This window comes from Oceanobacillus halophilus (assembly GCF_003628505.1).
Taxonomy (GTDB): Bacteria; Bacillota; Bacilli; order Bacillales; family Amphibacillaceae; genus Oceanobacillus; species Oceanobacillus halophilus.
In genome coordinates, this window is record NZ_RBZP01000007.1 from 38,262 (window position 1) to 59,221 (window position 20,960).

General features: G+C 36.5%; 19 protein-coding genes. 8 read left to right on the plus strand and 11 right to left on the minus strand.

Translation table 11 applies throughout. From position 1 onward, the window contains the following. Positions 1 to 227 precede the first annotated feature (227 nt). The gene (gene fni, locus D8M06_RS10425; RefSeq protein ID WP_121204347.1) at positions 228 to 1,277 is read right to left on the minus strand and encodes a type 2 isopentenyl-diphosphate Delta-isomerase; all 1,050 of its coding nucleotides are present in this window, start codon (positions 1,275 to 1,277) and stop codon (positions 228 to 230) included. A 448-nt stretch (positions 1,278 to 1,725) separates the two neighbouring features. On the opposite strand from fni, the gene D8M06_RS10430 reads away from it, so the two are divergent. Further along, entirely contained in the window at positions 1,726 to 2,265 is a 540-nt protein-coding gene (locus D8M06_RS10430; RefSeq protein WP_121204348.1) for an HD domain-containing protein, read from the plus strand. A 154-nt stretch (positions 2,266 to 2,419) separates the two neighbouring features. Here D8M06_RS10430 and rsgA read toward each other — a convergent pair whose 3' ends face one another. The 3 genes from rsgA to D8M06_RS10445 all read right to left on the minus strand — a co-directional run bounded on the left by rsgA (position 2,420) and on the right by D8M06_RS10445 (position 5,407). Next, entirely contained in the window at positions 2,420 to 3,475 is a 1,056-nt protein-coding gene (rsgA, locus tag D8M06_RS10435; protein ID WP_241558931.1) for a ribosome small subunit-dependent GTPase A, read from the minus strand. Between the two features lie 293 nt (positions 3,476 to 3,768). After that, a complete protein-coding gene (locus D8M06_RS10440; RefSeq protein WP_121204349.1) occupies positions 3,769 to 4,593 on the minus strand; it encodes an aldo/keto reductase in 825 nt (274 codons plus the stop codon). Between the two features lie 304 nt (positions 4,594 to 4,897). Next, entirely contained in the window at positions 4,898 to 5,407 is a 510-nt protein-coding gene (locus D8M06_RS10445; RefSeq protein WP_241558932.1) for a hypothetical protein, read from the minus strand. Between the two features lie 756 nt (positions 5,408 to 6,163). Here D8M06_RS10445 and D8M06_RS10455 point away from each other — a divergent pair. The 5 genes from D8M06_RS10455 (at position 6,164) to ccmA (ending at position 11,515) form a co-directional block, all read left to right on the plus strand. Continuing rightward, complete coding sequence (locus D8M06_RS10455; protein WP_121204352.1) at positions 6,164 to 7,906, plus strand: methyl-accepting chemotaxis protein; 1,743 nt, start codon at positions 6,164 to 6,166, stop codon at positions 7,904 to 7,906. Positions 7,907 to 8,356: 450 nt separating this feature from the next. Further along, positions 8,357 to 9,454, plus strand: a complete 1,098-nt coding sequence (locus D8M06_RS10460) for a right-handed parallel beta-helix repeat-containing protein (protein WP_158591780.1) — start codon at positions 8,357 to 8,359, stop codon at positions 9,452 to 9,454. Next, entirely contained in the window at positions 9,451 to 9,963 is a 513-nt protein-coding gene (locus D8M06_RS10465) for a nitrous oxide reductase accessory protein NosL (RefSeq protein WP_121204354.1), read from the plus strand. The genes D8M06_RS10460 and D8M06_RS10465 overlap by 4 nt, the downstream gene beginning before the upstream one ends. A gap of 18 nt (positions 9,964 to 9,981) precedes the next feature. Beyond that, complete coding sequence (locus tag D8M06_RS10470; protein WP_121204355.1) at positions 9,982 to 10,803, plus strand: ABC transporter permease; 822 nt, start codon at positions 9,982 to 9,984, stop codon at positions 10,801 to 10,803. Next, positions 10,796 to 11,515, plus strand: coding sequence for a heme ABC exporter ATP-binding protein CcmA (gene ccmA / locus D8M06_RS10475; protein ID WP_121204356.1), 720 nt, complete (start codon positions 10,796 to 10,798; stop codon positions 11,513 to 11,515). The genes D8M06_RS10470 and ccmA overlap by 8 nt, the downstream gene beginning before the upstream one ends. Positions 11,516 to 11,544: 29 nt before the next feature. Here the strand turns inward: ccmA and D8M06_RS10480 are convergent, their stop codons facing one another. From D8M06_RS10480 to D8M06_RS10495, 4 genes are all read right to left on the minus strand, one after another. After that, positions 11,545 to 12,204, minus strand: coding sequence for a response regulator (locus D8M06_RS10480; protein WP_121204357.1), 660 nt, complete (start codon positions 12,202 to 12,204; stop codon positions 11,545 to 11,547). Positions 12,205 to 12,247: 43 nt separating this feature from the next. Next, positions 12,248 to 13,072 (minus strand): sensor histidine kinase, encoded by an 825-nt coding sequence (locus tag D8M06_RS10485; protein WP_121204358.1) that lies wholly within the window; start codon positions 13,070 to 13,072, stop codon positions 12,248 to 12,250. Between the two features lie 99 nt (positions 13,073 to 13,171). After that, positions 13,172 to 14,014, minus strand: coding sequence for a sulfurtransferase (locus tag D8M06_RS10490; RefSeq protein WP_121204359.1), 843 nt, complete (start codon positions 14,012 to 14,014; stop codon positions 13,172 to 13,174). A 2-nt stretch (positions 14,015 to 14,016) separates the two neighbouring features. Further along, the gene (locus D8M06_RS10495; protein WP_338322971.1) at positions 14,017 to 14,514 is read right to left on the minus strand and encodes a GNAT family N-acetyltransferase; all 498 of its coding nucleotides are present in this window, start codon (positions 14,512 to 14,514) and stop codon (positions 14,017 to 14,019) included. Between the two features lie 134 nt (positions 14,515 to 14,648). On the opposite strand from D8M06_RS10495, the gene pepT reads away from it, so the two are divergent. Beyond that, entirely contained in the window at positions 14,649 to 15,881 is a 1,233-nt protein-coding gene (pepT, locus tag D8M06_RS10500) for a peptidase T (RefSeq protein WP_121204361.1), read from the plus strand. A gap of 914 nt (positions 15,882 to 16,795) precedes the next feature. On the opposite strand, the gene D8M06_RS10505 is transcribed toward pepT, so the two are convergent. Together D8M06_RS10505 and D8M06_RS10510 are read right to left on the minus strand one after the other, a co-directional pair. Beyond that, positions 16,796 to 18,001 (minus strand): MFS transporter, encoded by a 1,206-nt coding sequence (locus tag D8M06_RS10505; protein ID WP_121204362.1) that lies wholly within the window; start codon positions 17,999 to 18,001, stop codon positions 16,796 to 16,798. Positions 18,002 to 18,058: 57 nt separating this feature from the next. Beyond that, complete coding sequence (locus D8M06_RS10510; RefSeq protein ID WP_121204363.1) at positions 18,059 to 19,087, minus strand: serine hydrolase domain-containing protein; 1,029 nt, start codon at positions 19,085 to 19,087, stop codon at positions 18,059 to 18,061. Between the two features lie 195 nt (positions 19,088 to 19,282). On the opposite strand from D8M06_RS10510, the gene D8M06_RS10515 reads away from it, so the two are divergent. Beyond that, the gene (locus D8M06_RS10515; protein ID WP_121204364.1) at positions 19,283 to 20,341 is read left to right on the plus strand and encodes a D-alanyl-D-alanine carboxypeptidase family protein; all 1,059 of its coding nucleotides are present in this window, start codon (positions 19,283 to 19,285) and stop codon (positions 20,339 to 20,341) included. 36 nt (positions 20,342 to 20,377) lie between these two features. On the opposite strand, the gene D8M06_RS10520 is transcribed toward D8M06_RS10515, so the two are convergent. Then, positions 20,378 to 20,836: a DUF2269 domain-containing protein gene (locus tag D8M06_RS10520; protein ID WP_121204365.1), complete on the minus strand. Its 459-nt coding sequence runs from the start codon at positions 20,834 to 20,836 to the stop codon at positions 20,378 to 20,380. Between the last annotated feature and the right edge of the window lie 124 nt (positions 20,837 to 20,960).

Consider the following 20,960-nt stretch of genomic DNA (forward strand, 5'->3'; position numbering starts at 1 on the left):
CGCCTCTTTATAAGAAACTATGTGCTTATAAGCTTACCCATTCTTAGTATGTGCGAATATGCCCTATTAAACAGAAGAATTGCTTTAACGATATTTATTTACACTTTTAATTCACACAAATTTTCTAGCTTCAAAAAGGTTGTGGAATTAAGAGTAGAGGTTAGGACAATAGAGTATTAGTCAAAATAAAATCCGAACTATTTGTAAAACAGTTCGGATATAATTCTTTATTCATCTAATAGTGATTGTCCCATGATGCTGACGCGTTTAGTATTTTTCAGCTCCGTCAGATTTTTCACTCCGATACCGAACATGGTCATCTTCAATTCCAGTTCAATTTGTTCCATTGTTGTTATTACTGCTTCTGTAGATTCTGTTGCGGCTTGTAGTAATTGACGCGCAAATCCTATAAGGTCAGCACCAATGGTTATCGCCTTTGCTGCATCTACCCCTGTTTTCATCCCACCACTAGAGACGAGGGGTACTTCAGGTAGTTTACTGCGCACAGATACGATACAATCTTTTGTTGGGATTCCCCAGTTATTAAACGCTTCTGCTGCAGCTCTTTTCAACGGATCTTTGGAGCGAAGTTTTTCTACCTGACTCCAAGATGTTCCACCTGCACCAGCAACATCAATATAGGAAATTCCAGCATTATATAGTTGCTCCGCTACCGTTCCATCGATTCCGAATCCCACTTCCTTTGCTCCTACAGGTACGTTAACTGCCTTACAAACTTCCTCAATTTTTGGAAGTAAATCCTTAAAGTTAAGATCTCCTCCATCCTGAACTGCTTCCTGCAAAGTATTAAAGTGAAGGACAATAGAATCCGCGTTGGTTAAATCAACTATACGCTGAGCCTCTTCTGCTCCATATCCATAGTTTAATTGCACAACACCTAAATTTACGATTAATGGGACAGTTGGTGCATACTCTCTTATTAAAAATGATTCCTTGTGTGCATCACTTTCCAGCATGGCACGTGTTGAACCCAATGCCATAACCCAACCCTTTTCTTCGGCAGCTCTTGCTAAATTCTGATTGATAGTTGTCGCTAACTCCGAACCGCCAGTCATAGAACTAACCAAAAAAGGTGCTTTTAAATTACTTCCCAAGAATTCCGTATTTATTTTAATTTCGTTAAAATCTATTTCCGGTAAAGCATTATGTATGAAATGAATGCCTTCTAGTCCTGTAGATTTATTTACACCTTCTACATTTCCCGTAAGACACAAACGTATATGTTCGGTTTTTCTTTGGTTGATGCCCTTATCCATACTGTGTTACCTCCACTCGATAAAAATACTTACTGCCACTAGTTTACCCATTTCCACACAAAAATGAAAGAAAAGCATCCACACAGGTGCCTGGCACTCCCCGGATTTTGTCGAACGCCAAAATTCAAGCGGGAACTCCTTTTAGAAGTTAGTCTAACTCTCGGGGTGCCTGGCACTCCTCGAATATTGTCGAATCAAGGTGATTAGAAGGGGATATTGAAATTTTTCCATCCTAGATCAAACGTTTGTTTTATTTTTTATCTCAATTCCAAAACTTAATCAAACGTTTGTTTAAAATGTACGCTTCGGTATTTTTTCCTAAAACCTTTGTCATTCCCTTGAATTCTTGAACGAACAGCGGTCCATTAGTTCCCCTCTTACTTTTTATACATGTTATATTTAGTGTATCTTTCTGATAACGAATGATTATTGATAAGGAGGAAAATCCGTGAAAAATAAAGCTTTAATGTTTGCAACGAAAGCACATGAAGGACAAACTCGGAAGAATTCAGATACTCCCTACATCACTCATCCTATACGAGTGGCTAAAAGATTAGAGATGGAGAGCTATAGTGATGAGTTAATAAGCGCTGGTTATTTACATGACGTTGTAGAAGATACTCCTTATAATATTGCTGATATTGAAAAGGAATTTGGCACAAGAGTAGCCAACATCGTTGCAGCCCATACAGAAGATAAATCGAAGTCCTGGAAGGAAAGAAAACAACATACCATCGATACATTGAAAAGTGCTGAAAAGGAGGTACGATACCTGATTATTGCCGATAAACTCGATAACCTGCTTGGATTGGAACAGGATTTAAACGAACAGGGCGATGCCATTTGGGAGAATTTCAATGCTGGATTTGAAAAGCAAAAGTGGTATCACCAAGCTATTGTAAAGAATATGTATTTGGGTTTAGAAGAAGATGAGATACCATGTTATTTTCAAGAATTTGAAAAGGCAGTGAACCGTGTATTTGGTTGATTTCTCCTAGATTTTGATGATATCTTAGTCCCTCGTTGATTTATGCTCTTCGTTCGTCGATATATCCTAATCGGTTGTTGCTATCCCACCACTCCTCTATTACTGATAAACTATAAAGAAACGCCTGACCAATTGTCAGGCGCTTGTTTCATCGTCAATTCTTATACTTTTTCTTTAATCCTTTACTAATTTTCTTCCATTTATTTTTTTCTTCTAACTGCGCTCTTTGATCTTGTTTTCTTTTTTCATAAGCAAGTTCCCTTTGAAGCTTCAAGTAGCTTAAAAATCTCTCTTGTGTTAATTCACCAATTTCAATCGCTTCTTTCACACGACAGCCTGGTTCCGTATCATGCGAACAATCATTAAACCGGCATAACGCTGCAAATTGCTCCACATCCTGAAAAGTGGTATCTATCGCTGACTCACCTTCCCAGAGCTGAAGTTCTCGCATTCCTGGTGTATCAATGATTAATCCACCATTTGGTAAAACGAACATTTCCCGATGTGTCGTTGTGTGTCGGCCTTTACTATCAGCTTCTCGTACATCCTTCGTAACTTGCACTTTTTGTTCCATGAGTGTATTTACTAAGGTAGACTTCCCAACACCCGAGGATCCTAATAAAGCGGCAGTCCGTCCAATCGGAAGATATTCCAGCAAATCCGTAATACCCTCACCAGTTAAACTGCTCATTGCAATGACAGGCACTCCAATAGCAACCTCTTCAACCTGTAAAACAGCTTTACTTACTTCATCTTCCGAGCACTCATCCCTTTTAGTCAAAACAACAACAGGAGATGCTCCACTTTCATATGCAGCCAATATATATCGCTCGATACGGCGCATATTTAAGTCATGATTTAATGAATTAACAATAAACACAGTATCAATATTAGCAGCTACTATTTGCGCTTCCGTTTTTTGCCCCGCAACTTTCCTGACAAATTGACTCTTTCTTGGTAACACTTCTTGAATAACAGCCTTTTTTTCATCCAGTAATTTTTGTACTTGGACCCAATCACCTACAGTAGGAAAATTTACAGAAGAAGCGGCTTCATTTAAAAACTTACCACTTAGATGAGCTATCCATTCCATATTTCCATCTGATAAGCGAAAGCTATTTTTCTGAACAGTGATGACACGTGCAAGACTTTCTTCCTTTATATTAGTCTGTTCATATTCTTTCCATCCGATTTTTTCAAGTTGATTCAAATTGTTTTCCTCCTATTAATTCGGAGGAAAAGTCACTTGTAATTAGGCCTATACTCCCTATACCGACTGTTCCTCCATTTTGATGTTTGTCCTTTTAAGTTGGTTCATTAAAGTTAGTGAATTTACCATCATAAAACATCACTCCTTTCAAAATGGTTGAACTTCATTGGAATTATTTTACTATTTCTTTCTGTAAAATGCTACCTGTTCTACATATATTTGCAATAACACGTAAGAAGAAAAACATAGACAAAAAAATCAGACGCTAAATAAAAACGTCTGATTGTGAATCATCATCTATTATTCATTTCACTCGGCTTGCTGCCTACTCTAACATTGCGGTCCAGTTCAGCGATTTTATTCATATCAGCCTCACTTAATTCAAAATCAAATACATTTAAGTTTTCTTCGATTCTTGATGGAGTGACCGATTTCGGGATAACAACAACACCTGTTTGTAAGTGCCAGCGAAGAATTACTTGTGCCGGTGTTTTGCCGTATCGATCTGCAAGTTCCTTAATGACCTCATCCTGTAAAATATCTCTTCCATTCATTAATGGACTGTATGCTTCAAGTTGAATGTTATGTTCTTCGCAAAATGTTTTCAGTTCTTTTTGCTGTAAGTACGGATGATACTCAACCTGATTAATAACCGGAACTATTTCACATTCGTTCAACAAGCGTTGTAAATGTTCAATATCAAAATCACAAACGCCTATCGCCTTTACTCTTCCATCATGATAAAGTTTCTCTAACGCTTTATATGTATCTACATATTGATCATATTTCGGAGTTGGCCAGTGAATCAAATATAAATCGACGTAATCTAGTCCTAGTTTTTCTAGACTTTCTTCAAATGCTTTTAACGTACTTTCATATCCATGATCACTATTCCAAACTTTTGTCGTGATAAACAATTCCTCTCGAGGGACGTTACTATTCGCAATTGCTTTACCGACACCGATTTCATTTCCATAAATCATTGCTGTGTCTATGGAGCGATAGCCTGCTTCTATTGCTTTTGAAACTGCTGGCGTTGCCTCATCATCTGGTACTTTCCATACACCGAATCCTAATTGAGGCATTTCTAAACTATTATTCAAAGTAACATATTTCATCTGCACTCTTCCTTTCTTGTAGGATACTTTTAGTTTACCAAAATTTTCAGTAACGCTTAAATTATTGTTTCTCATTCCTTCAAAATCTTACTACAAGCTCTACAAATTATCGCTCTTTTCTCAAATGGTGCTTTTAAAATGACTTTACTTTACTTTTTTATATAGACTGTAAATCAACCATGCACTTTATTAGACATTTCCTCTTAATTCAATAAATTAACAATCTCTATCAACTGCAAAAACTCAACAAACTATCCGAAAGAGCAAAAAAATAAGACCATTTCTTCTTCAGAAACAGTCTATTTCACGTATCATTCCATATAATTTCTCCGCATTTTTCTTTATGATCAATTTCTACATGAAAATAATGTTTTTCGTAAAAGTATTCTAACCGATCAAAGTGATCTGCATCACGTTTGGCAATATCTCCAGTAATGTACTGCACATTTTCTTCTCTTGCCATGTCTTTTAGATGTTGCAATAATACAGAACCATATCCTTGGTTTTCTTCACCTTTAATATCTGCTATATGAAGCGTGTGCTTATCTTTATATTCAGCCTGAATAGCAGAATTCCATTTACCGCGATAAGGCTTTCTGCAATCATGCAGCATCAATTGAAACATATCTTTTTCCCGATGTGCATAAATTACAACCCAGTTATCATCACCTGCTTGATCGATACTAATAATTTCAGAGTCCTTCGCAATTTCTTTTATATTATTTTTCATACGAAATAGTTGAATTTCCAAGGTGTCCAATTCTTCCTTTAATTCACTTTTGGTTTTTTCCTTTTCCAAGAATGCAGAGTACACCTTATCTTCTCCTTTCATATCAAAAAAAACCGATTCTAAACTTTTATATATCTTATGAAATAAAAACACAGTTTGCTATTTTACTAGATGTAGGGGGAGTATTTCAAGGGGTCTAAGCAATTTCTAGTTTAGTCGGTTTTTATTAATGGATCTTCTGTAAATTTAGTCTTAATCTATTAGAAATTAGCTTTACTAATGAAGCTCTTTTCGTATAGTTTGTTGCTTTTTGAAGTTTTCAGTTGATAGAAACTCCTAATTTATTTAATTAAGAATAGTGCTTTATATCCGCTACGGAAATACAATATGCTTTCCGCGGGCGGCTGGTGAATCTCCTCGTGCTGTCGCACTTCGGGGTCTCACCGATGCCTCTCATCCCGCAGGACAAGCACGTGTCCGAAGACCCCGCAGCGAGGGAACTACTTGAATAAGCTCCTTTGGCCCTTTCGCCGAGGAAGCTTACTTCGGAGCGATACTAGTAGGCGCAGGTATGTTTTTCCTCGAGGAGGCTGAGGCCGTGCCCGCGGAAAGCGAAGTATTGTGCCGGAGCGAATGACTGCACAATATAGTAGTCAGTGTGAGCGAGAACAATATTATTCTGAATTAAATATATACATAGTCTACAAAATGCAAAATAAAATCTTGTTAAAGCAACAATCTTTTAGAAAAGAGCCAATAATTATTCAAAAAGCCTTAAAAATCAAATTAGTTTTGCCGATATAGAAACAGTACGCTTTTATATAACATTGGGGGATCCATATGAAAAAGAATAACCAAATAAGTAAACAAAGAAAAAGCAACAAATTAAAATGGAAAAATTTAAATATTAGCGTTAAGTATCTGTCCGCTTTTGCTGTTACTGCTTTGCTATTTTTAATAGCTAGTTTTGTCGTTTATTCTCAGTTAACCAAGACAGAAGATAATGTAGCATCCATAGAGGAACAAAATGTATGGGTTAATGAAATGACTGAATTAATATCATTAATACAACTAAAGGACGTTCAGATTGCAGATTATTTACTAACGGAATCTTCCATTTACATTGATCAGTACCATACATATACAGAAGAACTTAATAGCTTAATGGAACAATTAAAACCAACACTAACTACACAAGCACAAAAAGAATCGATAGAAATAATTCAAAAAAATGATGAAAACATCAATCAAACCTTTTTCGATAAAATGGTTCCTGCAATGGAAGAAGGACGAATTGCTTACGCGACTTCCTTAAGAAACACTTCTACCACCCTGCGTAATGAAAATAGTGACCATGTAAATCAATTAATAGAGAGCATTAAAAAAGAACAACAGGATATCGTTCATTCCGTTACACAAAACATGAATAATAGTACACTTATTCTGGTTATTGCAAATTTATCTGTTGTTATAATCGGAACTATTCTAATGGCAGTTGTAAGCCGAAGAATCCGTTTGAGTCTAAATAATCTCGTTCAGGTTACAAATGAAGTAGCTAATGGAAATTTAAAAGTCAAAGCAATTAACTATCAAGGAAAAGATGAAATCGGTAGACTATCTGCTGCAGTAGACCTAATGAAGGAAAATATGAATAGTATTTTAAACAAAGTTTCAGTAGCAGCTAAAAATGTGTCCGACAGCAGTGAAGGATTAACATTATCCTCTAAAGAGGTAAAAGAAGGAAATATGCAGATTGCACAAACAATGGAGGAAATCTCTAAAGGTGCAGAAACTCAGGCAAACGGAGCTGGTAATCTGGCAGATAATATGAATCAGTTCGTACAGAGGGTTAATCTGTCTGAGCAGAGTGGAAAAGAAATTGCGATTAACTCAGAGAATGTTCTAGCTTTAACCAATGAAGGAACCATTCTTATGAAGAATTCCGTGAATCAAATGAAACGGATTGATTCGATTGTCTCTGAATCTGTAGATAAAGTGAAAAAGCTAGATAAACAATCTGGAGAAATCTCTAATCTAGTTCTTGTCATCAAAGGTATCGCGGATCAAACGAATCTATTGTCACTAAACGCAGCAATCGAAGCTGCAAGAGCAGGTGAACATGGCAAAGGTTTTGCGGTAGTTGCTGATGAAGTTAGAAAACTTTCTGATCAAGTTTCAGCTTCTGTTGAAGAAATCAAAAGTATCGTGACGAATATCCAATTTGAAACTGCTCAAGTTGTTGGTACTTTAAGTACCGGCTATACAGAAGTGAATGAAGGAACCGAACAAATGGAGAGCACAGGGAAAAACTTTGAAAGTATTAATATCGCAGTAACAGATATGGCTACAAAAATTGCAGCTATATCGACTAACTTAAAAGATATTGCAGCAAACAGCAATAATATGAATAGTGTTATTGAAGAAATCGCTTCTGTTTCTGAAGAGTCTGCTGCAGGTGTGGAACAAGCAGCTGCTTCCGCGCAACAGACTGCTAGTTCAATGGAAGAAGTAGCGGGAAATGCAGATGTCTTAGCAGAACTTGCGGAGCAGCTCACGAAAGAATTAGAGATATTTAAACTATAAATAATTTCTGGACTAGTATTATAGTCGAAGTAAAATCCAAACTTTCGTAGAATGACAGGTTTGGATTTTTTCGCATCTAATAATTACCTTCTAACTTTCCTCACAGTCCCCACCGCATATACACATTTATTTCATAATTTATTAATAAATACGTCAAATTTATAGCTCTTAAGGGTCATGCTCCTCCTTTTTCCTCATGCTACGATGAATTTACCTTTTAATAATTCTAATAGTTGGAGGTGATTTTATATTAAATATCTACTCTCCATTTTTATCGCATTAACCCTATTATTAAGTTATCAATATGTACTAGCAGAGGAAACTGTTATACCGCTTCAGGCCCTAATTGATCAAACAGAATCAGGGGAAACATTAATTTTACCACCAGGAGAGTACATAGGTGGTGCTGTTATAACAAAACCAATAAATATTATCGGAGAAGATGAGGTCTTGATTACTTCTGATGGAAAAAGTTCGATCATTACCATTTCTTCAAATAACGTATCCATTACCAATCTTTCTATTAGGGACGAAAAAAAACAATCGGATGCAACAGTTTCCATAGTGGGAGATAACAATTACCTCGGAGATATTTCCATTGAAACGCAAGGCATAGGTATTAAATTACTGGAAGCTCATGATAACACACTCGAAAATATAACCATTACTGGAGATAAAAACTTATCTCTTGGGCAACGAGGCAACGGTATCGATTTATGGGGATCTCATGGGAATAATATCCAGTCAACAACAATCTCCCATGTAAAAGATGGTATTTATATCGAGAGCAGCAAAGACAATGTAGTAGCGTCCAATGAAATAACTCATTCACGATATGGTTATCATCTCATGTTTACAGAACAGACAAACTTACAGGGAAATATTTCGACCGATAATGCAAGCGGGATGATGATTATGGGTACGAAGAAAACGACTGCAGATGGAAATATTTTGAAAAACAACCAAAAAAGCGCACGAGCACAAGGGATCTTACTTTTTGATGTTACGGAAGCACTCATTATTAATAACGAAATGACTGAAAACAAAATTGGTATTTATATGGAACAATCCAGTGAAAACGAAATAAAGAAGAATGAGATGATAAGAAACTATATTGGTATACAAGTAAAGGAAGCGAGCAATAACCAAATATATCATAATTCTATCATGGCAAACGTTGTACAGGGACAGGCTGACCAAAGCGCAAATAATGATACACATTCCAACTATTGGGGAAACCATGTTGGACTAGATACAAACGGAGATGGGAAAAGCAATACAAGGTATATCGTTGATCCATATTTTCTAAGTCTGACAGAAGATTTTCCGGTTTTTCAACTATTTTTCCAAACACCAGGCATGGAATTTCTAAAGCTATTGTTACAAACACCTTCAGAAAACTGGTTCATCGATGAATCGCCATTAATGGATAACCCAGTAGTTTCCGATCACGTTCAAACGGAAAAATCAAATTTCGTATGGATGGTTAGCTTATCATTAGTAATCATTAGTACAGGAATATTCTATACGGGGGTAAGAAAACGATGAAAAAATCTGTTAAAAATATGGGAATCATTATTATATTAACATTACTTCTAGCCGCATGCGGGGAAGACAATTATGAAGCGAGCGAGGTAAATGAAGACGTAGATACGTGTGAAGTGTGTAATATGATGGTACCAAATAATCAGCACGCCACACAAATTGTACTTGAGGATGGTCGATCATTAATGTTTGATGACTTGGGCTGTCTTTATAAATGGAAATTAGATAATCAAGACGGAAGTGTCGGAGCAGAGTTTGTCCGTGATTTTCACACAGAAGAATGGATTGAAATCCAAAATTCCTTTTTCGTTTACGATAAAGATATAATGACACCGATGGCTTATAACATTATTTCCTTTAAGGAAGAATCCGATGCAAAAACCTTTATTGAAACGGAAGGAAAAGGAGTATTGATTGCAGCAGATAATCTCGATACCCACCATTGGGAAAGAAACAAAGAAATGATGGAGAAAAACAAGGAAATGATGAACCATGACCATAATGAAGAATAATAGTAAGGATGAAAACATATGCGTATTTTTACGATAGCATTCAGAGAAATAAAATTAGGTATGCGTAATTCCTGGACATATTCGTTTTTAATCTTGCTAACTATCTTCATATTAGCGGTATTATTACTGCAGTCAGGTGTACCAAGTACGGGAGAATACACCGATATTACTGGAGCTATGATGAATATAACACTCTACCTATTGCCATTAATTACTTTGTTACTCGGTGGGATTTCTACCGTTAATGAGAAGGAGGATGGTCATTGGAATCTTCTTACTACGTATAATTTATCACCTTATCACTTTCTAGTGGGGAAGTGGCTTGGTTTAGCTGTTATTCTTCTAGCGATACTTTCCTTTAGCTTTGGGTTTGCTGGGTTACTCACGACATTATTTGGAAATAGTTTATCCATTCATACACTGGTCTTTTTTTGGGGGTTTTCCACTATCCTTGCAATGATCTATTTAGGAATATCCATTAGTATTGGTGCATTTTCAAAAAATCGCTGGCAGTCCTTGATGGTTGGTATTGGTGTTTGGTTCTTTACGATTATTCTTTGGCCCTTATTGCTTATTAGCATCCTTAGCTTTTTACCCTATCCCTGGATAAAACCAATATTAGAAATAAGTACTTTCCTTAATCCTGCAGAATTTGTTCGGATTTTTTCCATGATGCACATGGGAGCTGGATCGGTTTTCGGGCCGGAATACAATCATTGGGTGACCTGGGTAGAGAGTTCTTTCGGATTAAGTATCTTCGCAATTCTAATATTCATTTGGATTGGGGTCACCATTACCATTGGGGCTGTTGTCTGGGAAAGGATGAGCAGAAATGGATAAGATGATGCTTGAGCTAATACAAGTAGAAAAAACGATTCATAGAAAAAAGCTTATTAGACCTACAAGCTTCCAATTAAAATACGGGCATATTCTTGCGCTTAGCGGGGGTAATGGTGCTGGGAAAAGTACTCTAATCAGGTTAATTGCCGGCATTAATAAACCAACAAAGGGAAAAATCATAGTAGATGGAATGGAGTTAAATAAAAATCATCGTCTATTCTTTAACCAGATTGGATATATGCCTGACGACTTCCAATTTCAAAAAAACTTAACCGCTGGGGAAACACTAACCTTTTACGCCAAATTAAAAAAAGTGAAGAAAGAACGAGTGGAGGAAGTATTAGAAAAGGTTGGACTAATAGACAGCATGCACAAAACAATGGGAACATTTTCAAAAGGAATGAAACAAAGAATGTTGTTAGCTCAGGCCATGTTGGCTAAGCCTCCCTTGCTAATCTTAGATGAACCGACAAATGGTTTGGATCCCTATTGGGTACATTCATTTAGTCAGATGATGAAAGAGGCACGAACAAACGGACAAACCGTTATCCTTTCAACACATGACTTAAATGTTGCAGAGGAAATTGCCGATGAAGTTATATTCTTATATGAAGGAACAGTGGTTAATAAAGGACTTATCTCTGATTTCAATAAACTAGGACTTTACAAAACCTATCAGCAAATTTTTCTGGACATGCAAAAAACATCCTGATTCTTTTTCGTTGATCAGGATGTTTTTTGCTAATCCATTTTATCCTTTAGGTAACCTTTTTCATAAGCATACTTTGCTAATTGTACTCGATTATTCATATGAAGCTTTTGAAATAAGTTTTTCAAATGATTTTTTACGGTGTACTCTGAAATTTCTAAACGAATCGAAATTTCCCGATTCGTATACCCTTTAGCTACCCATGTCAAGATTTCTCTTTCTCTATAGGATAATGCATCACTTTCTGAATCATTTATTTCTTGATGGCCAGAAAACTCCTGTAACATTTGTTTCGCTAATTCTTTAGAGATTGGCGCATGGTCACTAACCACACTCTTCAAGTAAGATATCCATGAATCATGATTAACGTTTTTCAGCAAATAACCTTGTGCCCCATTTTTGATAGCTTCGAATAAATCGATGATATCATCTGATACTGTAACCATTACAATTTTCACATAGGGATACCGTTCTTTTATTTTTCTTGTCGCTTCCAAACCAGTGATATCGGGTAGACGTATGTCCATTAATAGGAGGTCAGGCATGAACTCGGCAGTCTTTTCAATAGCCTCTTCACCAGTTACCGCTTCTGCAACCACCTCAAAAGATGGTTCAGAACTTAGTATATCCTTCATACCTTCACGAGCCATCGGATGATCATCAACAATTACTATTCTAATTTTTTCTCCCACTTTTCATCCCTCCGATACATAACAATCGGTACTAGTGTTATTATCATCTTCGGGATAAAGTGACAATTGTTTCACCGTTCTCCCGCTTAAAGTCCATGTTCCAATTTATTCGTTGGCATCGTTGTACCATCATTTTCAACCCGAAACTACCAGACTTATTTAAATCAGCTTCTGTAAAGCCCCTCCCATTGTCTTTAATCATCAAGTATTTTTTATCGGGACTTATTTTTATCTGAATGTTTACAACAGATGCTTCTGCGTGCTTTTGTATGTTGACAAAAGACTCATGGAGACATGCTAAAAGTTCACTTTGCTCTTTTGTCTTAAGTAAACTTTCTTCAACCTCTATTACACGTTCAATTTCCATCCCTGAATCAGTTTCAAATTCATGGATCAATTGCTGCAATCTATCCTTCCATGAAACATCCGGATCTTCAATCGGGGTTTTCAAATTGTTTATTCCTAGTCTTACATAATCATGAATATCATGAATGTTCTCTCTTAATCTCCCAAATAATTCTTCATTTTCCTCTGACACTTCTATCTTATCAAGCTGACGAACTTTAATAGATAATAAAAACAATGATTGAGCTAAACCATCATGCAGTTCCTCAGCAATCTTCTCTCTCTCCTCTAAAACAGCCTTTTTGGCACGCTCGATTCTTAGCTCTTCTTGCATTTGTTCTAATTTAGAAAAAAAGCGAGTTAATAGAGTAAATGTAACAAACAACACAATTACTGGGGTTAACCAATTTCCTAAATCCATAGAAATATACGGTAATAAGTATTCATGACGAATGTATTCCCAGGCTCCCACAGTAATTGTAGGAATGAGCAAAATAAACCACTTCAGCTGATTATAGGACATGTTGTTATCTCCTTTTCCCCACACCAAAAAGTATCAGGCAGTATATCTACCCTCTACTTATATATTACTCTGATTCCGTGTGAGCTACAAAAAGCACGCCTAGTATTCATCCAATTCTATATCATTTTCATCGTACGAAATCCAGTCACTAAAACTTCCTGGATATAGTTTAATATTTTTATAACCTAGAGATTTAAGAGCCAAAATATTTGGACATGCGGAAACGCCAGAACCACAGGAGACGATTATTTCTTCATCTTTTTCCAATGAAGAAAAATGCTCTTGCAGCTGATTTATTGTTTTCCAAGTACCGTCTTCATTAAATACATCCTGCCAAAAGAAGTTTTTCGCACCTGGTATATGTCCAGCTTTACTATACAATGGTTCTTTGATTCCTAAATACCTATCTCTAGCACGCGAATCTATTAGAATAGCCGCACTATCGTCCATTTTCTGCTTAACTTGTTCCATCGTTACGGTCTGTTCCTCTCGAATTTTTGGCTTGAACTCCTTCTTCACAAGAGGAGGTATCTTGTCTGTTACTTCAAATCCTTTTTCTACCCATTTGTTATAACCTCCTTCCAGAACAAATACATTGTCGTGTCCCATATAATGAAGCAACCACCAAAGCCTGGAAGCAAACATATCATTTTCTTGGTCGTAAATAACTACCGTTGTCTCATGGTCAATCCCAATATTTCCAGTTTTTGCAGCAAACATAGCTATGTCCGGCAATGGATGGCTGCCACCATGCTTCGCTACTTTTCCGGATAGATCTCTGTTTAAATCAAGATAAACAGCACTAGGCAGATGATTCTTTAAATACATTTTTCTTCCTGCATCCGGATCTGTTAGCACAAATCTCACGTCAACTATCACAGTATTTTGAGAATCCTTATCTAATTTTTCTCTAAGTTCATTCACAGACATAATATATGACATGTTTATCCCTCCAATAGTTTACTCATGTAATATTCATCTACATATTTGCCATCCATATAAATGGAATGCTTTTTCGTACCTTCCTTCTTAAATCCAGCTTTCTGATATAAGTTTATTCCAGCACTGTTTTCCGTTATAACTGTTAGTTCTAACCTGTGCAATTTTCCCTTCGCCCACCGGTCTAATTCGTTAAACAACGCTGTACCAATTCCCTTCCCTTGGAATTCCTGTAAAATCCCAACAACGATATAAGCACTGTGTTTTGTTTTATTACTGCTTCCTCCTATTGCCAATAGGTAGCCAACCAAACCATGATCGACCTCTGCTACAAAAATAGTGGAGTTCTCTACACTTGTTAAATCTTCTATCATCCGCTTTTGTTTGTCTGCAGAAATTTGTCTTTCGTTCGCTTCATACATCATAAAAGGACTTTCTCGTTCTACTTGTTGAGTTAACCTCATTAATTGTTCTGCATCAGATATTACTGCGTTTCTAATCATCAATCTCTCTCCTATCTTCCTAATAATTCGACAAAAACATTTCCATATCCTCTAATCATTTCGATAACCATTCTATGATATGGTAAAATACGGTTAAATCAATAAATCATGCGTTCAATCAGGAGGAAAGAATTATGAAGGATGAACTAATCAAACGGTTTACTACCTATGTAAAAGTTGATACACAATCTGATGAAAATACAGATCAAACTCCATCCACACCAGGTCAATTAGAACTTGCTAAACTACTTGCAGAAGAATTGAAAGAAATCGGCATGAAAGAGGTAGAAATTGATGCGAATGGCTATTTAATGGCTACCCTCCCTGCTAATACAGAGAAAGATATGCCTACAATAGGGTTTCTAGCACATGTAGATACAGCAACAGACTTTACTGGAAAAAATGTAAATCCACAAATCATCGAAAGCTTTGACGGAAATGATATAACATTAAATGAATCATTAAATGTTGTCTTATCCGCAAAGGAATTCCCAGAACTTGCAAGCTATAAAGGCCATACGTTAATTACAACAGACGGAACAACCCTTTTAGGCGCAGATAATAAGGCCGGGGTTGCAGAAATCATGACGGCAATGAATTACTTGATTCAGCACCCAGAAATCAAACATGGGCGCATTCGTGTGGCATTTACACCAGATGAGGAAATTGGACGTGGGCCACATAAATTTGATGTAGACCGCTTTGATGCAAAATTTGCCTATACCGTTGATGGTGGACCTTTAGGAGAATTACAATATGAAAGTTTTAATGCTGCCGCAGCAAAGGTAACATTTAACGGAAATAACGTTCACCCAGGAACAGCAAAGAATAAAATGGTAAACTCAGGAAAACTTGCAGTTGAATTCATCAGTAAGTTTCCAGAAAAAGAGGCACCTGAATACACAGAAGGATATGAAGGATTTTATCACTTAATTTCTGTTGAAGGAGATGTAGAAAAAACACAGGTTTACTACATCATACGTGACCATGACAAGGGGAAATTTGCTAAACGGAAAGCTAAAGTAGAACAATTTGCAAAGGAAATTCAAGAGAAATACAGCAAGGATAGTGTGGAACTTGAATTAAAAGATCAATATTACAATATGCGTGATCGTATTGAACCCGTAAAAGAAATTGTCGAGTTAGCAAAAAATGCAATGGAAAAACTGGATATCAATCCAATTATCGAACCAGTCCGCGGGGGTACAGACGGTTCGCAGCTTTCCTATATGGGACTGCCAACACCCAACATCTTCACTGGCGGAGAAAACTTTCACGGCAAATTCGAATATGTTTCTGTAGATAACATGGAAAAAGCATCACAAGTAATTGTAGAAATCTGCAAGTTGTTTGAAGAACAGCATTAATTTCTTTCTAATAAATTGTTCTAATACAATGGAGAAATATAAAAGCAAATAACAAAACAATAGCATCTAAAACGCATGGATAGAACCATCTATCCATGCGTTTTATTTGTTTTAGTCTCTTTTCATATACTTTGTTACTTTTTAGACGTCATAGTTGATATTGGCCAGCGTAACCTAAATGAATAGAGCGTTATCGTCCTCTAACATAGTGCATAGTGGATAGAAACTCCTGATTTATTCAATTTAGAACAGTTTGCTCTCGCTTACACTTATGAAAGTTTTGTGCTAGGATTCGCTCCGGCAGAATACTTCGCTTTCCGCGGGCACGGCCTCAGCCTCCTCGCGGAAAAACGTAACTGCGCCTGCGTCTACTAGTATCGCTCCGAAGCAGGCTTCCTCGGCGCAAGGGCCAAAGAAGCTTAATCAAGTAGTTCCCTCGCTGCGGGGTCTTCGGACACGTGCTTTTCCCGCAGGAGTCTCCGTATTCTGCCTCCGCTAAGTTACAAGCTTTTGATTTTTTAAAACTATAGTCCATAATGTCACGTTTGGGGGAGTCTTCCCATAAAAAGAGAAATTTCCATGTTAAAATCAAGTAGAGCAAGAACTTAGCGAAGGAAATACACGGAGACTCCTTGAAAAAAGAAGACCACTTTTTTCTGCGTGCGATGTTTCGCTGCCGAAGCGTTCCTTGTCCTGCGGGAAGAAGAGCATCGGTGAGACTACGTAGTGAGGGAACTACTTGAATAAACATCACTGTTCCCTTGCGCCGAGAAAGCCCACTTCGAAGCGATACTAGTAGACGCAGGCGCACACTGCTTTTCAGCACGGAGGAGGCTCACCAGCTCCCCGCGGAAAGCGGAGTGTATTTCCGTAGCGGGTGTTAAGCAGTACTCTGAATTAAAGTAATCAACAGTCTATACATTATTAGCACTACTTTTATCTTTTATTTTTATAAAAAAGGAGCCTGTTAATCCAATTGCTAATAATAAGGCCAACACTTCCATTGTTAACATAAAATTACCCCACTTCATGATATTTAGAGAAATAATCGGACCTAATGTTGCTCCTATAAAGAGAATGAAGGTATAGAAAGAGGATGCAATGGCACGATATTTTCCACCAAGGTTTCCAACTAGCATCATAATAGACGGGAAAGTAATCGAAATTCCTGCAACATAAATGATGCTCATGGTAATGAGCAAAGCAAGATTAGTTGTAAAACCCAGAACAATCAAACCTATCACACTTACAGACAACCCAATTTTTAGTATTCGCAGCACACCATAACGTCTAATCCATATCCCAGTAATAGGGGAAAATACCATTCCTATAATTCCCATCGCCCTTATACCAAGAATTTGCTTTTCTGATAGATGAAATGGTGCATTTCCTAGGAATCCACCAAGAACTGTGTACATTCCAATAAATGTTAATAACAGCATGACAGTTATTAGGTAGCACAGCATCAGATTTTTATTAGTAACTATGAATTTTACCTTTAAAAGATATTCCCTCACATTGGTTTTTTCTTGCAATTTCTTCTTAGGCAATATCCACCAAACTGCCAGCATACTCATCCCATAAAGACATCCAAAAAAAAGGAAAACAACATTCCAATCAAACGTTTGATTGATAGCATCACCAGCTACTTGCCCAAAAATTCCAGATGTGACAAATCCAAAACTGATAAACCCGATAGTAGTGGCAACTTTATTTTTAGGAAAGACTTCAAAAACATAGGAAAGTGCAGATGGAGCAAATGTTGCAGCAAAAAATCCCTGTAATCCTCGTAAAATTAGCAGGATATAAAAATGATTGGTAAAGCCGATAAGTACGGTTATTACTGATAAAATAATTAATCCAAAGACAATCATTTCTTTCCGGCCATACATATCTGATAAAGGACCGAAAAGCAAAAATCCAATTCCATAGCATATCGAAAAAATACTTGATGTCCACGCCGCCATATTCGGGGTAACTTGAAAGGCAGTGGAAAATGTCTCCATTAAAGGAGTAGCAACATAAACACTAGACACAACAAACAAAGCACAGCAAAAAAGCAAAAACGTGATCAACGAGTAGTTATTTTGTCGACCACGTACATTTATTGGATTCTCCATTTTCATATCCCCCTTCTTACTAAAGATATGAAATGATTTTGTCCAGTGTTCAATTGTTCATGCTTGTAATCCTTTAAAGAGATGCTCTTCTATTTTTTCCAATATGGAATAAGCACCTTCGCTTTTATTGGAAGGAATAACTAGCTTTAACCCATTATTTGGATAGAATGCTGAATGAAAACTTACTCCAGGATCATAGCCCATTACATGATATTTAAAGATTTCTCCATCCTGTTTATCTATCCAAATTCCGTAACCGTAATAAGTATCCTCATCTTCGCGTATATGAGGAGTTAGCAGCGATTTTGTGGTATCCTCTGATAATATTTTATTGGTAAACAACGCTTCCCAAAAAGTTATCATATCTCGTGTCGTTATATATGCTCCTCCATCAGGGCCACCCTTAATAGGCAATGAATAAATATTGGTTTTCCATCCGTCTTCTGTTTCTATATAACCCAGTGCCGTATTTTTAGGCAATTGGTCCATTGAAAAATACCCCGATTCTGTCATTTCTAAATATGGAAACAGCTCTTTCTCTATGTACTCGGTAAATACAGTACCTGTCATTTTTTCAATAACTAACCCAAGCAAGATATAACCTGCATTATTGTAATGAAACCTATCTCCTGGGGAAAACATCATTTCCCTATTTATAAACATTGGCAAGAAATCTTCTAACTTTGTCATTGTATACATCGGTCTTTCCTGCCAAAGCTCTTCAAAATCATCCATTACATCCTCATCAAAGTAATCGGGGATACCCGAACTATGTGTTAATAAATGATGAATTGTAATACCTTCATCAAAATTTGGAAATGGTGTATCCAAGCAGTCTATTAATTTATCTTCAAATGATAACTTTCCTTCATCTACTAACTTAGCAATTCCTACTGCGGTGAATATTTTACAACCCGAAGCTATACCAAACCTAGTATCCATCGTATTTTTTATTTCTTCTGCCCGATTTGAAAACCCTCGCGACGTTTCGAGTAATACCTCATCCCCCATCTTTACATGGGCCACTCCTGAAAAATCAATATCTTTCATTTTGCTGTGGATTGATTGAGTTAATAAATCTGTCATTTTCCTCCCCCTTTGTATACTAATGTTACCATGTTTTATATTTATAGTTTGTGAATATTTAGTCTGCAGTTAAGACGTTTGCCTTATGAAACTTTTGAAAATAGTCGAAATTTAGAACAAGCCCATTCTCCTATTGCTCCTTAATAGTTCCATGTGAGAAAATAAATAGGATATGAAATTTAAGGGGATATAATAATGTTCAATAAGAAAGTAATGCAAGTAATGTTTTTCATAGCCATCCTATTTCTGATTTCAGCATGCTCATTTGATGACTTGGGTAATAATGGCAAAAACAAAGAAACTGATCAGAAAAATGAAGCCATTGATGAAGAGATTGGAAACTCCCATGAAACAGATGTAGACAAAGAAAAAGGAGACTCAATCACTGCACCAAGGACTCTACTTCAAAAGAAGGACCAAGGAAAATCTGTAACACAGTTACAAGAAGCATTAAATCAAATTGGTTATGATATAGATACGAACGGAATTTTTAGTGAGTTGACAACTTGGGCGATTACCGATTTCCAATTGCAGCATGAAGACTTAATGGATATCGGCATATACAATAAAGAAACAGAAAAGGTTATCAATCAATATATAGAAAAAAACGAAACGATCGAAGCAGGTAAAGGTCTTCCTTTCCTAGAAGAAACGGTGTCTACTGATTCAGGAGCACAGATTATAGCTAATCCTTATGATCAACTATCTATTGTTAATAAGGAATACGCACTTCCCAATGATTATATACCTGAGGATTTAGTTATTCCTAACGTTCGTTTTCCATTTACGGAAGAATTACCTAAAAAGCAAATGCGTGAAATTGCAGCTGATGCTTTAGAAGAAATGTTTGCAGCAGCAGATGAAGAAGGCTTAGAACTTTACGCTCAATCTGGCTATCGTTCTTATGAGAGACAGGAAGTTATCTTTGCTGCTAATGTGGATGTACATGGAGAAAAGGAAGCAAATAACTTTAGTGCTCGTCCAGGAGAAAGCGAACACCAAACTGGTTTAACTATGGATATTTCAAGTCCGGATGTAGGATTCAAATTAATTGAAGAATTTGGTGATACCGAAGAAGGTAAATGGGTTCAAGAACATGCAGCAGATTACGGATTTATTATCCGCTATCCTAAAGGAAAAGAAGAAATTACCCAATACCAGTATGAACCATGGCATCTTCGTTATGTCGGCAAAAAAGCTGCTAAGGAAATGATGGAGCAAGAAATGACACTTGAGGAATATTTGATTGACTAATAAAAATCCTGTTCACACGAACAGGATTTTTTCTATTTAGAATGGTTTAAGAATCATGAGAGCAATAATTACAACAAATATTAAATTTTCCACATGTTCCACATTGAATAGTCGTTTAGACAATTGATAATACTCCTTAGGTATTTCTTCTCCTTCATATTCTTTAAGTAGTTTCTTAATTGGCACAGACTTTGGCTTTAACAAAAATGGACCAAATGCTAATGCAATCAAGAATAATATGAGGCTAGTAATATACCATCCTTGTGTGAACCAATAGGGATTTAGATAGCCCATCCATATTCCCGTAATAAGTAGCAGCGTTCCTCCGACCATGGTTAAAATATGTAAAGAGTTTCGTATCTTAAATGCATGTCTTAATTCTGTCATATTACTTGGTTTGGACTGAGTAACCACAAAAGTCATTATAAGTCCAGGTCCCATACCAATAATGGCAGAAAATACATGAATGAATACAAGAAATCCATAAAATGTCATCAAGTGTGCCCCCTATCTACTATCATTTTACACCACTACACCCTATAAAAGGTTGTGATTATAATCACTGAATAATGTAGATTTTTCAACAATACTTTGTCTAGTTGGGGATAACACTATAAAC